The organism is Bacteroides sp. AF39-11AC, from assembly GCF_003474285.1.
Lineage (GTDB): Bacteria > Bacteroidota > Bacteroidia > Bacteroidales > Bacteroidaceae > Bacteroides.
In genome coordinates this window covers 639,584-655,417 of sequence record NZ_QROH01000003.1, presented here as the reverse complement: position 1 = coordinate 655,417, position 15,834 = coordinate 639,584, and the positions used below count along the sequence as shown (strand labels likewise).

Here is a 15,834-nt window from a genome sequence, read left to right as displayed (position 1 = left end):
GAGACAAAATAAATCGTCTCATGAGATGAATTCATTTCAATTATTTCATGTGTAATTTCTCTTGCAGGAATTGTCCTGTATAGCTTGCTGCACATTTTGCCACTTCCTCTGGTGTACCTGCAGCTACCAGATTTCCACCTTTATCACCGCCTTCCGGTCCAAGGTCTATTACGTAGTCGGCACATTTAATAACATCCATGTTGTGTTCAATGATTACAATGGAGTGTCCACGTAATATCAAAGCATCGAATGCTTCCAGCAATTTACGGATGTCATGGAAGTGCAATCCCGTGGTCGGTTCATCAAAGATAAACAGGGTGGGGTCTGCTTTCTCCTGACTGAGGTAGTAAGCCAGTTTCACACGCTGGTTTTCACCACCTGAAAGGGTGGAGGAAGATTGTCCCAGTTTGATATATCCCAATCCCACATCTTGCAGTGGAGCAAGTTTCTTCACAATCTTCTTTTGTCCGTGTTTGGTGAAGAACTCCACGGCCTGGTTTACGGTCATTTCCAGTACATCATATATATTGGCATCATGGAACTTAACTTCCAGTGTATCTGCTTTGAAGCGTTTGCCATGGCAGGTTTCACATTCCAGAACCAAGTCGGCCATGAATTGCATTTCTACTGTGATGGTTCCGTCACCTTTACATTCTTCGCAACGTCCGCCTTCACTGTTGAATGAGAAGTAACCGGCAGTGTATCCCATTTGCTTGGCAAGCGGTTGTTCTGCCCATAATTTACGAATTTCATCGTAAGCTTTGATATATGTCACAGGATTCGAACGACTGGATTTACCAATGGGGTTCTGGTCTACAAATTCTACGTTCCGCAGGTTTTGCAGGTCACCACCAATAGAAGCGAATTCACCCGGACGTTCACTGCATTCATCCAGTTCGCGCTTCAGGGCACGGAAGAAAACGTCACGTACCAGAGTACTCTTACCGGAACCGCTGACTCCGGTTACTACAGTCATCACATTTAGCGGAAAACGTACGTTTACCCCTTTCAGATTATTCTCGCGGGCTCCGGTCAGTTCTATGTAGTTATTCCATGGACGACGGTGTTCCGGAACAGGAATTTCTTCTTCTCCCAGCAGATAACGTACTGTGTAACTATCACTATTGGGTTGCAAATCTTTCATATCTCCCTGGTAGACAACTTGTCCGCCCAGACGTCCGGCTTTCGGTCCGATATCTATAATATAATCTGCTGCACGGATGATTTCCTCGTCATGTTCCACGATGACAACCGTATTACCCAATTGTTGTAATTGACGTAATACATGGATCAGCTTATCTGTGTCGCGGCTATGCAACCCGATACTTGGTTCATCAAGAATATAGAGTGAGCCAACCAGGCTACTGCCTAATGAAGTAGCGAGGTTGATGCGCTGACTTTCACCACCGGAAAGCGAATTGCTGAGGCGGTTTAATGTCAGATATCCCAATCCTACATCGAGAAGGAAGCGGATGCGACTGTTGATTTCCGTTAGGATACGGGTGGCAACATCCGTATCATGCTTATCCAGCTGAAGGTTATCGAAGAAAGTTTTCAGTTCCGTAATCGGCAAGTCCACAAGTTCGGAGATATTTCGTCCGCCTACCTGTACATAGCTGGCTTCGGGCTTCAGGCGGGTACCGTGGCACTTTGGACAAAGTGTTTTGCCACGATAGCGTGCTAACATCACACGGTACTGTATTTTGTACTGATTTTCCTGTACCATCTTGAAGAAAGCATTGATTCCTTGGAAGTAAGGGGTACCTTCCCATAACATGCGGCGCTGCTCGTTTGTAAGTTCAAAGTAGGGGGTGAAGATCGGGAAACCGGCTTTTTCAGCACCGCGTATTACCATGTCTTTCCATTCTCCCATTACTTCGCCGCGCCAGCATACCACGGCACCGTCGTATACGGATAATGAGCGGTTGGGTATTACCAAGTGTTCATCAATGCCGATTACCTTGCCGAAACCCTCACACTCAGGACATGCACCAATAGGGGAATTGAAAGAAAACATCTGGTCACTGGGCTCCTCAAAAGCAATGCCGTCTGCCTCGAATTTAGTGCTGAAGCGGTATAGGCTGGTTGTTCCGTCAGGTTGATAGAATCGCAGTAGGCAGGCTCCGTCACCTTCGTACATGGCTGTCTCGGCAGAATCTGTTAACCGGCTGATTGCATCTTTCTCTTTAGATGCTACCATACGGTCTATCAACAAGAAAACTGTATCTTCTTTTTTAGGCTCGTATTCGTCGATACGAACCATTTCTCCGTTTACTTCCAGACGGTTGAAACCTTGTTTCATATCGATGTCTAATTGCTGCTTCATCGTTCGGTCTTCGCGGAGTAATATCGGAGCCAGTACGGTGTATCTTGTTCCTTCCGGATATCCCAACATACAGTTTACGATATCTTCTGTGGAATGTTTTTTTACTTCCTCTCCGCTGATGGGACTGAATGTCCGTCCGATGCGTGCATACAGTAAACGCAGGTATTCGTAAATTTCGGTAGAGGTACCGACGGTGGATCGTGGATTGCGACTACTCACCTTTTGTTCTATGGCAATAGCTGGCGGAATTCCCTTAATAAAGTCACATTCCGGCTTGCTCATACGTCCCAGGAACTGGCGGGCATAACTGCTCAGGCTTTCTACATAACGACGTTGTCCTTCTGCATATAGCGTGTCGAATGCCAGGGATGATTTACCGGAACCGGATAGCCCGGTGATGACGACAAGTTTGTTTCTGGGTATTTCTACGTCTATATTTTTTAGGTTGTTGACGCGTGCGCCTTTGATAAGTATGGAGTTGTTTTTTATCATAATCAGAATCACTATAGTGAATATCAGTTTGCAAAGATAATCACTGCGGTTCAAATATGTATAATGATTGGCAGGTTAAGATTTGTTATACTTTTAAATAGTTGCTGATATACCAGCAGGAAAAGAGCTATTTTTATGCGCATTTTTAAACGAATCATCCCTATGCGATACCCTCGGATATGCTTGTGTGCCATTTTGGTATGCTTGTTCTTTTGTGTCGAGACAATTACAGGACAAGAGACTGTTGATCTGAAATCACTTGCCGATAGTGTGCGGAAAGCTAATGGCAAGCCGAATTTTCTACCTTTGGGCATGCACTTTCTGGAACTGGCAAAAGAACGGAAAGATACGGCAAATATCAGTGATGCTTATGCCATCATTACAAATCATTATTATGAGTTGGGTGATACGGATAGTCTGCGTCTGATGACTTATGAATATATGGATTGGGCGGACCGTTGTCATCGCAATACGGATCGCTATCAGGCATGGAGGCAATATATTCAGCGGATGACTGAAAAGGGCATGCAGGAAGAGGCGATGAAAGAGACAGAATTGCTATGTAAAGATGCCGAACAGAGGAAAGATAAATATGGCATGGCATCCGGGGAGATGTGTATAGGCTATAACCACCGTGTGTTCGGTCAGAATATAAAGCTCTGTATTGAATATTATGATAATGCTTTAAAACATTTTGAGGAAGGCAAATACTACCGTGACGCCTACGTTGTTTCTCTTAATATCATTCAAACTTATCTGGCACGTCAGTCGTATAATGAGGCCTTGCCCTATTTGGACCGTTTAGGACAGTTGGTGAAAACTGTAGAAGATAAAAATATATCTATGGGAGAGGCGCTATATATGCGTTATTATCAATTTCGTGTCATAGCTGTCTTAGGAGTGAAAGGAGCGAAGGCGGCAGAACCTTACATCCGTGAGGCGAATGCTTATTACCTCAAACATAAAGGAGACATATCACAAGAAGGATGGTTCGGTTACAAAATAATGTGCAACCAGATCCTGGGAGATATAAGTAATGCTGTGGTTTATATGGATTCTTTAATTGATTACCAACGTTCGATCGGTAATTATTACCCTGGAAATTATAGGCAGAAAGCCATTATGCTGGAACAAGTAGGTCACTATAAGGAGGCATGCCGTGCTTTTGCAGAATACTCTCAATTGAATGATTCTGTACGTACGGCAGAAATGGATGAACAACTGAACAAATACACTGCCCAGTTTGAAGTGGACCGCCTGAAGATGGAAAAGTTGGAATTGAGTGAAAGAATGAGTCGTGAACGGCTTATTACGGTATCTATTGCCGGTTGCCTGATATTTATATTACTTCTGCTGGTTACTTACCTCTATGTTCGCACTTTATCTATGAACCGGAAATTGGATGTTGCCCGTAAGGAATTGCAGAAGATGGGACGCATCAAGAGTTCATTCATCCAGCATGTTACGCATGAGTTGCGTACACCGCTTAATTCTGTTGTGGGTTTTTCTGCTTTGCTTGCCGAGGAAGGGCTGGATGTGGAAGATGCTCGTGAATACTCCGGTCAGGTGGAGAAGAACAGTGCTTATTTGCTGGGATTGATTGATAATATTATTGATATAGCTGACATGGACTCTCAGACGGCAGATATGCCTAAAGAAGTTGTAGATGTCAACGCTTGCTGTCTTGAATGTATAGATGAATTTGGAGGCAAACAAAATGACGGTGTGGAATTGCAGTGGATTCCATCTCCTGATGATCCTGTAATCCTGACTGTGCGTGCCTGGATGAAGCGTGTCCTGTCTTTGTTGCTGGACAATGCCGAGAAGTTTACTGAACAAGGAGTCATTCGTCTACTGTGTGAGGAAGATAAAGCGAATAGTATCATTCGTTTTATTATAGAGGATACAGGTATAGGTATCGACCCGCAATGTCAGGATACTATTTTCGAGCGTTTCTTTAAAATAGATACCTTTAGGCCTGGTACAGGATTGGGACTTTCCATAGCCCGCCAGGTAATGGACATTGTTGATGGCAAAATTTATCTGGATACATCTTATACTGGCGGTACCCGTATGGTAGTAGAATGGCCTGCATAATTAATAAACAACCCTTAATCAGATTTATAAAGAATGAAAGTAAAAACTCTTTTGTGCGTATGCGCTCTACTCTTTTCTTTAACTGCGGCGGCACAATCTCCGCAACCCGAAAGATATCCTAAACGTGAATTTCGTGCAGCCTGGATTCAGGCTGTCAACGGACAGTTTCGTGGAATTCCTACCGAGAAGTTAAAACAAACCTTGATTGACCAGTTGAATTCTTTGCAAGAGGCAGGTATCAATGCAATCATTTTCCAGGTACGTCCTGAGGCTGATGCTCTTTATGCCTCCAAACTGGAACCGTGGAGCCGTTTTCTGACAGGTGTACAGGGAAAGGCTCCTAATCCTTATTGGGATCCTATGGAGTTTATGATTGAAGAATGTCATAAACGAGGCATGGAATTTCATGCGTGGATCAATCCCTATCGCGTGAAGACCTCGCTAAAGAATGAATTGGCCCCAAATCATGTTTATAATATCCATCCCGAGTGGTTTGTGACCTATGGTGACCAATTATATTTTGATCCGGCATTACCGGAAAGTCGTCGCCATATCTGCATGGTGGTAATGGACATTGTTTCCCGCTATGATGTGGATGCCATCCATATGGATGATTATTTCTATCCCTATCCTAAACCGGGAGTGGACTTTCCAGATGATGCCAGCTTTGCCCGTTACGGTGGTGGCTTTTCAAATAAAGCAGATTGGCGGCGCAGTAATGTCAATGTGTTGATAAAGAAAATACATGAGACAGTACGCGAGGTGAAGCCGTGGGTTAAATTTGGTGTATCTCCTTTTGGTATCTATCGTAATGAGAAAAGCGATCCGCTGGGTAGTAAGACTAATGGATTACAGAATTATGATGACCTTTATGCCGATGTACTCCTTTGGGCTCGTGAAGGTTGGGTGGACTATAATATTCCGCAAATATATTGGCATATTGGCCATCCGGCAGCTGATTATGAAACATTGGTGAAATGGTGGGCAAAGCATACGGAGAACCGTCCTTTGTTTATCGGGCAGTCAGTGATGAATACAGTACAGAATGCTGATCCGCAAAACCCTTCTATGAACCAACTTCCTCGCAAGATGGCATTGCAGCGTGCTTATCAGACGATTGGCGGAAGTTGCCAGTGGCCTGCCAGTGCAGTGGTGGAAAATGCCGGGAAATATCGTGATGCTTTGATTGCGGAATATCATAAATATCCCGCCTTGCCGCCGGTATTCGATTTTATGGATAATGAAGCACCTGATAAAGTGCGTAAGGTAAAACCCGTGTGGACAGAAGACGGATATCTTTTGTTTTGGACAGCTCCGAAATACAAAGATGAAATGAACCGTGCTGTTCAATATGTGATTTACCGCTTCGGTGCAAAAGAGAAAGTGGATATCAGCGATCCTTCCCATATCGTAGCCATTACGCGCGATAACTTCTATAAATTGCCGTATGAGAATGGAAAAACAAAATATCGTTATGTGGTGACGGCACTCGACCGACTGCATAATGAGTCGAAAACAGTTGCAAAAAAGGTGAAGCTATAAGCTTCACCTTTTTTATTGATATAATATAAGCCCTGCTATTCCGCAAGCTACAATCATTAGTATCGGATTGATTTTATATTTCCTGGTTCCTATAAAAGCTACCAGGAAAATGAGGCAGCTAATAATAAACGAGTACATATCTTCTTTGGGTGAACTGAAGTTTTCTGCGTTCATCAATACCAATGCTGCTGATGCCAGCAATCCGACCACTGCCGGACGTAATCCACTGAATACGGCTTCTACAACCGGATGCTTCTGATATTTCAGGAAGAATTTACTGATGGCTAACATCAATATGAATGAGGGAAGCACCACTGCAAGGGTAGCGATGATAGAGCCCCATACACTTCCGGTAGCAGTAAAACCTACATACGTTGCCGAATTGATTCCGATAGGTCCGGGCGTCATTTGACTGATAGCCACAATATCTGTAAATTCTTGTGATGTCAACCAGCCATAGCGGGTGACCACTTCACCTTGTATCATAGAAAGCATGGCATATCCGCCACCAAAGCCAAATAAACCGATCTTGAAGAATGTATAGAATAATTGTAAATAAAGCATGGGGAAATTATGATTTATGATTTATAATTTATGATGCGCAGCCAGCTCTCAACTCTCAACTTTCGGACGGCGCAGCCGTCCGTACAAGTATCCTCCCACACCGGCAATGATAATTACCCAAATAGGGGAGAAGCCCAGTAGCCAGATGACCAATGCTGATACGACTGGTATCCAGATATTGTAACGGTTTACCTTGGCTGATTTTGCCATACTGAATGTAGGAGCGGCGATCAATGCAACTACCGCCGGACGAATACCTTTAAAGATACGTTCAACAATGACATTATCTTTGAAGTTATGGAAGAATAACGCAATGGCAAGAATTATGAAGAATGACGGTAGTATAGTACCTAAAGTGGTAACTATGCTTCCGCGAATCCCCCTTAACTTATATCCGATGAAAATAGAAATGTTAACTGCAAGAATGCCTGGGGTTGATTGGGAAATGGCGAGTAAGTCAATGAAATCGTCTTTGGCAATCCATTTCCGTTTGTCTACAATTTCTTCTTCTATCAATGGCACCATGGCATAGCCGCCTCCTATAGTAAAGAGTCCTATCTTAGAAAAGAGGCCGAATGCCTCGAGGTAAATATTCATGTTATTATTTCATCTTATCATTATTATCTTCTTCTTTCTGTTTCGCATATTGACTTGGACTGACGTTGAAATGCTTTTTAAATACTTCACGGAAGTACTTCGCATCACTAAATCCCGTCATTTCGGCGACCTCAGTTATACTGTGCTGTTGCTCTTTCAGTAACTGGGCGGCACGTTTCAGGCGTATCAGTCGGATATAATCTGCTGGGGCTTGGTCAGTCAGAGCCTTTATTTTATTGTAAAAACTGGTGCGACTCATATTCAGTAAGTTACATAGTACATCAACTGTAAAGGAGCTATTATCCATATTGTCTTCCACACTCTTCTTGACAGTAGAAATGAATTTCCAGTCAATGTCAGTGGAACAGTTGATGCAAGCTGTGTCACTCTCTTCATCGTTCAGTTCCAGATTGGCATATTTATGGCGCAATAAGGAACGGTTAGTAAGGATATTAGCTATCGTAGCACGAAGAATACCAATATTAAATGGTTTCACAATGTATTCGTCTGCTCTCGTCTTCAATCCTTCAATGATATTTCTATCATTATTCAGTGCTGTAAGCAATATGATGGGAATATGTGATGTTTCAATATCATTCTTCAATCTGTGACACAATTCATCCCCACGCATTTCGGGCATCATGATATCCGAAATGATCATGTTAGGCATGTACTCTTTTACTATGTCGAGTGCTTGCTTGCCGTCACTACATACCTGTATGATATAATCATCCGACAGTGTATTGCGCAAATACTCTCTCAGTTCGTCATTATCCTCTACAATTAAAATTTTCGGAAGATCGCCATTCTGCTGTTGTTTCTGTCTGGCAGTATCATAAACAGTACTTAAAGAAATATTCTTAGGCACACCTGATTCTGCATAAACCACTTTCTCACTTCCCGGCTTCGGACTGTGAACAGCTTTACGATAATATTTTTCTTTCTTCGGGAATATAACCTTAATGCAGGAACCTTTACCTTCCGTGCTGCTGAAGTTAATTTTACCTTTATGCAGACGGACGAGTTTCCATACCAGTAGGAGACCAATACCACTACCTGTAACCTTTGAGTTTATAGCATTACTACCCCGAAAATGCATTCTGAATAGCTTTTTTTGTTCGGAAGCCGGAATACCGATACCCGTATCCTTTACTTCAACGCTCCAGTTGTCTTCAGTCTCAGCAGCAAAGATATGTACGCTACCACCTTCCGGTGTATATTTCAAAGCATTGGAAATCAAATTCTTCAGAATAGAGTCCATTTTATCTTTGTCGAGCCAGACATTCATATAGCGGAAGTTGCTTTCGTATGTCAGACTGACATGTTTAACATCTGCATAAGCACGGAAAGCATTGATCATTTCTTCCATGTATGTACTCAATTCGTATTCTGATACATACAAAGCACTGGAATAAGTATCTGCGCGTTCAAAGTTGATCAGGTTAGTTGTAAGACGCAGCAGGGCATTCACATTTCGTATGGCAGTATTCATATTACTACGTCCGCCTGGTGTCAGATCTTCCTTTTCGCTGAGTTCTTCCAAAGGAGCTTTGATCAATGTCAACGGAGTACGGATATCGTGCGCTGTATTGATAAAGAAGCGTATCTTTTCATCCGAAGTTTTTCGTTGTTTACGTAAGATGATGACACGTAAAGTTATAGTAACAATTGCTGCAATAACAATAGCATAAAGTAGTAAAGCCCAGATACTAAGCCATATCGGTTGTTCTATAATAATATCCATATTACGTTCTTCAAGAACGATTCGTCTGTCTTCACTGGAAATGGCACGTACCCGTAGAGTATATTTTCCGGGACTTAGGTTAGTGAACCGGATCAGGCAATCCTTTTCGGGGCGACTCCATCCGTCGTAGAAACCATCCAACTTCCATGAATACAGAATCAGTGATGGATAATCATAGTTGATGGCAGAAATCCGTAAAGAGAATATATTCTGATTGTATTTCAGTTTCAAGGTTTTGGTGTCATCTATATCCACTTCCAGCGGTGAACCTTCATCACCTGGGTAAACGGTTTGATAAAATACACGCAAATCACTGAATATCATTTGGAACTTATAGTTGCGTGGAATCATCATATCTTTATGGAATTCTATCGCTCCGTCCGTACTTCCAAGAATGAAGTCTCCATTCTTGCGCAATATGCCCGATGTTGCATTGAAGTGATCACTCTTTAATCCCTGCTCTTTAGTCCAGTTATGGAATACCTTTTCTTCAGGATAATAACTTGTCAGACTGTTTTCCGTACTCAACAGGACACTTTTTTCTCCATCCGAAAGAATACTGTATATATTGTTGGAAATCAAGGGACAATTGTCTTTGTGGAAGTGCTCGAAAGATTTCTTTTCATGATCATAAATGAGTAATCCGGAATTGCTGGTTCCTATGTACAGCAGGCCATTATCCGACTGATAAAGTGCATTGATATAGAAAGACTCTATTGGCATCGTGATGTACTCAAACTTGCCGGTTTCTGTATCCAGTAAATACAAACCTGTAGCAGTACCTATCCACATGTGTTGCTTATCTTTTTCTTTTATATCCGTGATGCCACTCAATCCCGGATAGGCGCGTATGTTTTTACGGGCAAAGTCAATCCGTTTTAAGTTATAATAACCACCGGACCATATATTCCCGTCGGAATCCTTCATTATAGAGCGTATGTATTTGTCGGGACGAATGTCACAATCTCCAAACGTGGAAGGAGTGAAGAATCCTACACTCATCTGTTTTTTGTTGATTTGATAAATCCCCGAACTATATCCACCTGCCCAGATAATGCCTGGTGAAACTTCACATAAAGAAATAAAAACGTGATTCTTGGTTACACTCCCATTGTCGAATATGCTAAGGAATGAATGCCATTGCTTGTTTTTAGTGGAATATAGGCTGATGCCATTGTTGGTCGCAAACCATAAATCTCCTTCATGATCTTCGATGATGGCATTTACCTGATCATTGATCAGTGATTGCTTATTGCCTATGGAATGTTTGATCCATTGATAGCTGGTGTATTGATTATTACGTACCGTAATGCCGATGGGATAGTTTGCCATCCAGATACGGTCACCATCGACATAGAGATCATAAATGCTGTTGCCGTTCATGGAATTATAGCTGCTATAGTCGGCTACAATATAGGGCTCACATTTGTAGGTATCTACATTCAGCTTATATACTCCGGCACCATCTGTGGCTATTAAGATTTCTTTATCGTTGAAAGCTTTGATACGTGTAATACTGACATCCTTCAAACCGACATTCAGTTCAATAGCTTGATGGATGTTCATGTCATACAGATAAACACCTTTCTGAAAAGTTCCAATGAAAAGTTTACGGCTTTCTTTATGGAGGAATAGTTCATTAACCTGCATCTTCAGATTGTCGAGCCAGTTGCAAGGAGAAAGATTAAGAACATTGTTTTTTAATTCGGCATGATGTATGCCGACATCTGTGCCAATGAAATAATGTTCAGAATCGATTTGTTCGATATCTGTAATACTTTCACCTATATGGTTTTTGATGATGGTCGTTTTCTCAGTTTTTGTATCGTAGAGGTATAATGCCTCTTCGTTACAGAGCCATATGACATTGTTGCTATCAATAAAACCGTAGCTGACAGGAGTCGGTGTTCCTTTTACCACTTCATCCGGTAGTTTGTATACTAACTGGAAGCGGTCATGTTTGGCATCATAGCGGAATACTCTTCCTTTTTTGCCTATTTCCCAAAGTGTTCCATCCGTGCCAACATAGAGCCAACTCAGATTTAACATAGAATTGACCTCTATCTCGCTGTCTATGAGCCGGTATTGCTTGAAGTTTTTTCCGTCATAACGGTCGATGCCATTATGCGTAAGAAACCACATATAACCTTTCGGCCCTTTCTGAATGGCGTATACCCTACGGTTACTTAAGCCATCTTCTACGCCGAGATATTTATATGTTTGGGCGATGCATAGGGCAGAAAAATATGTGAATATAAAGAAAAGGACGAGTTTTCTCATAACAGTTATGGGCGTTTGTTGTTGGGGGCTTTTGTGAAATTAACGCAAAAATATGCATTTTGTTTGATAAAAGCAAAATGAATGTAGAAGAATAGTGTTCGATACCTCGTATTGTTTAGACGAAACAGGCGCAAGTTGTATATTATAACCTGCGCCTGTACATCACTTATAAATTGTAGCCAGAACTACTTTGTCTTTTCTTCTACCCATTTACGTGCATTGACGAAGGCCTCCATCCATGGAGTAATCTGGTCACTGTGCAGACGGTCAGCAGGATAACAACCGTTTTGCCATGGGAATATGGAACGCTCCAAGTGAGGCATGATAGCCAGATGACGTCCGTCGGAACTTGCTATTGCAGCAATGGAGTAGTCCGAACCGTTCGGATTGGCAGGATATTCATCATAACTATATTTAGCCACTACGTTGTATTTATCTTCATCGTAAGGCAAAGAGAACTTTCCTTCTCCATGAGCTACCCAGATGCCGAGTTTGCTTCCGCTTAACGAACCGAACATTACACTACGGTTTGTTGGAATGGTAAGTCCCAGGAATCTGGATTCGAATTTATGCGATTCATTGTGAAGCATCTTGCCATTCTTCTTGTGTTCCGGATTAATGAGGTTCAGTTCCATCATCAGCTGACAGCCATTACAAACACCCAGTGAAAGTGTATCTTCACGAGCGTAATATTTGTCGAGAGCTTCTTTGGCTTTCGGGTTGAAGAGGAAAGCACCTGCCCAACCTTTGGCAGAACCCAGTACGTCGGAGTTAGAGAAACCACCGCAGTAAACAATCATGTTCACATCTTCCAGTGTCTCGCGTCCGCTGATAAGGTCGGTCATCGTAACGTCTTTCACATCGAATCCTGCCAGATACAGTGAGTAGGCCATTTCGCGTTCACCATTCGTACCCTTCTCGCGGATAATTGCTGCACGGATACCTGTCGGGGTACGACGGTCCGGATCAATACCGTATTGAGAGAGTTTACCTTTGAAATCAGGCATGAAAGCGAATTCCAGAGGTTGCATCTTATAGTTTTCGAAGCGCTTTTTAGCACAGCCGTTCATAGATTGTTTGCGGTCGAGCAGGTAAGAAGTAGAATACCATACATCACGCATATAATCGATACCGAACTGGTAAGTAGCATCGTCTTTGGATACGAGGATGTGACGTTCGTCAGTCGGCTTACCGATTTTCACATAACCCACACCGGCATCTTCCAATATCTGTTTAACCTCTTCTTTGTGCTTGTCGCTTACCTGGATCACGATACCCGGATTTTCGGCAAACAAAATTTTCACAAGGTCGTGTTCCTTCATTTTGTCGAGGTTGATCTCCATACCACCTTCTACATTAGCGAAACACATTTCAAGCAGAGTAGTAATCAAACCACCGGCAGAAATATCATGTCCGGCAAGAATCAATCCTTTGTTTACCAACTCCTGAACAGCAAGGAAAGCATCGCGGAAATATTCGGCATCTTGTACGGTAGGTACTTCGTCACCTACTTTGCCCAATGACTGTGCAAAAGCCGAACCACCCAGTTTCAATGTATCGAAGCTGAAATCAATATGATAAATGGTTGTCTTTTCGTTGTTTACCAGTACAGGAGAAACTACTTTCTTCACGTCAGATACTTCACCGCCTGCCGAAACAATAACGGTTCCCGGAGCAATCACCTTGCTACCGTCGGGATATTTCTGAGTCATGGAAAGAGAGTCTTTTCCGGTAGGCACGTTGATTTGCAGTGCACAGCAGAAATCACTTAATGCCTTTACGGCGGTGTAGAGGCGTGCATCTTCACCCTCTTGTGAGCGGCAAGGCCACATCCAGTTGGCAGAGAGGGAAATGCTGTCCATTCCTTCAACCATAGGAGCCCATACAAGGTTGGTCAACGCTTCGCTTACAGAAAGTACCGAACCGGCTGCCGGATCTGCCAATGCAGCTTGTGGTGCATGTCCCAATGAGGTAGCGATACCTTTTTCGCCACGATAGTCGAGGGCAACCACACCGCAGTCACTCAGCGGTAACTGCAATTCGCCCTGGCATTGCTGGCGGGCAATCTTACCTGTTACGGAACGGTCTACTTTGTTAGTCAACCAGTCTTTGCAGGCAACAGCTTCCAATTGCAATACATTCGTCAGGTATTCGTGCAACTTGGACTGTTCGTATTTCGGCATTTCGTAGTGACGCTCTACGGTTTTGTCTATCATGTAAGTCTTGGGAGACGAACCGAACATCTGTTCCACGGCAAGGTCGAACGGACGTACACCGTCAGCTTGTTGGAAAGCAAAACGATGATCGCCGGTAGTTTCACCTACCACATACATCGGAGCACGTTCGCGTTCAGCTATTTTACGTACATGTTCGATAGCTTCTTCTTCAATCAGCAATCCCATGCGCTCCTGGCTTTCGTTGGCGATGATTTCTTTAGCTGACAAAGTCTGGTCACCTACGGGTAATTTACTCATGTCGATCAAACCACCACATTCTTCCACCAATTCGGAGAGACAGTTCACGTGTCCTGCTGAACCGTGATCGTGGATGGACACCACCGGGTTAGTTTCTTCTTCGCAGAGGGCACGTACTACGTTGTAGGCACGTTTCTGCATTTCGGCGTTGGCACGTTGTACGGCGTTCAGTTCAATACCACTGCTGTAACGTCCGGTGTCTACTGAAGAAACGGAGCCACCGCCCAAACCGATACGATAATTGTCACCACCGATTACAACGACTTTGTTTCCGGCTTCGGGAGCACCTTTCAGGCAGTCACGTTTTGTACCGTAACCTACACCACCGGCAAGCATGATTACTTTATCGTAACCATAAACTTCGTCGTTTTCTTTATGTTCAAAAGTAAGTACCGAACCACAAATCAGTGGCTGGCCAAACTTATTACCGAAGTCACTGGCACCATTGGATGCCTTGATCAGAATTTGTTCCGGAGTCTGGTACAGCCATTGGCGTACCGGCAATATTTCTTCCCAAGGACGTCCTTCGTCCGTGCGGGGATAAGAAGTCATATAAACAGCAGTTCCGGCAATCGGCCAAGAACCTTTACCACCACCCATACGGTCGCGGATTTCGCCACCTGTACCAGTAGATGCACCGTTGAACGGTTCAACTGTGGTAGGGAAGTTATGTGTTTCAGCTTTCAGTGAGATAACACTCTTTATATCTTTTACCTGGAAGAAATCAGGTTTGGAATGATCTGCCGGAGCAAACTGCTCAACTACCGGACCTTCTGCAAAAGCTACGTTGTCTTTATAGGCTGAAATAATTTTATTCGGATTTTCCTGAGTGGTCTTTTTAATCATCTGGAAGAGGGAAGACTCTTGTTCCACACCGTCGATGATGAACGTTCCGCCAAAAATTTTGTGACGGCAGTGCTCGGAGTTGATTTGAGCGAAACCAAACACTTCGGAGTCTGTCAACTTACGTCCGAGGTCTTTCTCTACTTTCTTGAGGTAGTCCATCTCTTCTTTAGAGAGTGCCAGACCTTCTTTCTCATTGTAAGCTTCCAGGTCTTCGATATGGACGATCGGTTCCGGCTTACGGTTGGTGGTGAATACATTCTGATCCAAACCTTTGTACATGCGTTGCAGCATCGGGTCACGGTCAGCATTTTCGTCCTTTACGGGGAAATACTCTTCAATACGGGTAATGCCATTCAATCCCATGTTCTGGGTGATTTCTACGGCATTCGTACTCCAAGGAGTAATCATTTCGCGGCGCGGACCAACGAAATGTCCTTTCAGGTTGTCTTCACTTTCGGGGGTGGCTTCTCCAAAAAGCCAGCAGAGTTTGTCGCTTTCTGCCTGGGTGAGTGCGTGGTCACATTCTACGGCCATCACGCTCTTGGATGGGGTTCTGAAAAAAAGAATCATACTTATATTTACGATTTATGATTTTACGATTTTGCGATTGGGATTACTCCGGAAAAGCGGAGACGCATTTACGGGAAATACCAGCTTTTTTTCTATGGCGCAAAGATACATAAAATCGTTGGGGGAGAGAAGTAAAAGGGTATAAAAAAATGAATCGTGCTAAAAGTTATGCCTTGCTATGATATAACTCAAGGTCTGAATAATATATATGAGGCGGAAGAGTTTCTTATCAGGACCGGATATCCAAAAGTCGCTAAAAAAAGCCTCTCTCGGTTCTTACTGTCGAAAAAACGTTAACATAA

General features: G+C 43.2%; 7 protein-coding genes. 2 read left to right on the top strand and 5 right to left on the bottom strand.

Features of this window, described 5'->3' with window-relative positions:
* Positions 1-40: 40 nt before the first annotated feature.
* Complete coding sequence (uvrA, locus tag DW036_RS08285) at positions 41-2,818, bottom strand: excinuclease ABC subunit UvrA (RefSeq protein ID WP_118462943.1); 2,778 nt, start codon at positions 2,816-2,818, stop codon at positions 41-43.
* A gap of 162 nt (positions 2,819-2,980) precedes the next feature.
* Between uvrA and DW036_RS08280 the strand changes: the two genes are divergently transcribed.
* Entirely contained in the window at positions 2,981-4,915 is a 1,935-nt protein-coding gene (locus DW036_RS08280; RefSeq protein ID WP_118463232.1) for a sensor histidine kinase KdpD, read from the top strand.
* A gap of 33 nt (positions 4,916-4,948) precedes the next feature.
* The gene (locus DW036_RS08275) at positions 4,949-6,457 is read left to right on the top strand and encodes a glycoside hydrolase family 10 protein (RefSeq protein ID WP_118462940.1); all 1,509 of its coding nucleotides are present in this window, start codon (positions 4,949-4,951) and stop codon (positions 6,455-6,457) included.
* Between the two features lie 12 nt (positions 6,458-6,469).
* Here DW036_RS08275 and DW036_RS08270 read toward each other — a convergent pair whose 3' ends face one another.
* The 4 genes from DW036_RS08270 to purL all read right to left on the bottom strand — a co-directional run bounded on the left by DW036_RS08270 (position 6,470) and on the right by purL (position 15,532).
* On the bottom strand, positions 6,470-7,021 hold the full coding sequence (locus tag DW036_RS08270) for a chromate transporter (protein WP_118462937.1): 552 nt from the start codon (positions 7,019-7,021) through the stop codon (positions 6,470-6,472).
* Between the two features lie 48 nt (positions 7,022-7,069).
* Positions 7,070-7,618, bottom strand: a complete 549-nt coding sequence (locus tag DW036_RS08265) for a chromate transporter (protein WP_118462934.1) — start codon at positions 7,616-7,618, stop codon at positions 7,070-7,072.
* A 4-nt stretch (positions 7,619-7,622) separates the two neighbouring features.
* Entirely contained in the window at positions 7,623-11,642 is a 4,020-nt protein-coding gene (locus DW036_RS08260; RefSeq protein ID WP_118462931.1) for a response regulator, read from the bottom strand.
* 185 nt (positions 11,643-11,827) lie between these two features.
* Positions 11,828-15,532: a phosphoribosylformylglycinamidine synthase gene (gene purL, locus DW036_RS08255; protein WP_118462928.1), complete on the bottom strand. Its 3,705-nt coding sequence runs from the start codon at positions 15,530-15,532 to the stop codon at positions 11,828-11,830.
* Positions 15,533-15,834: the final 302 nt, after the last annotated feature.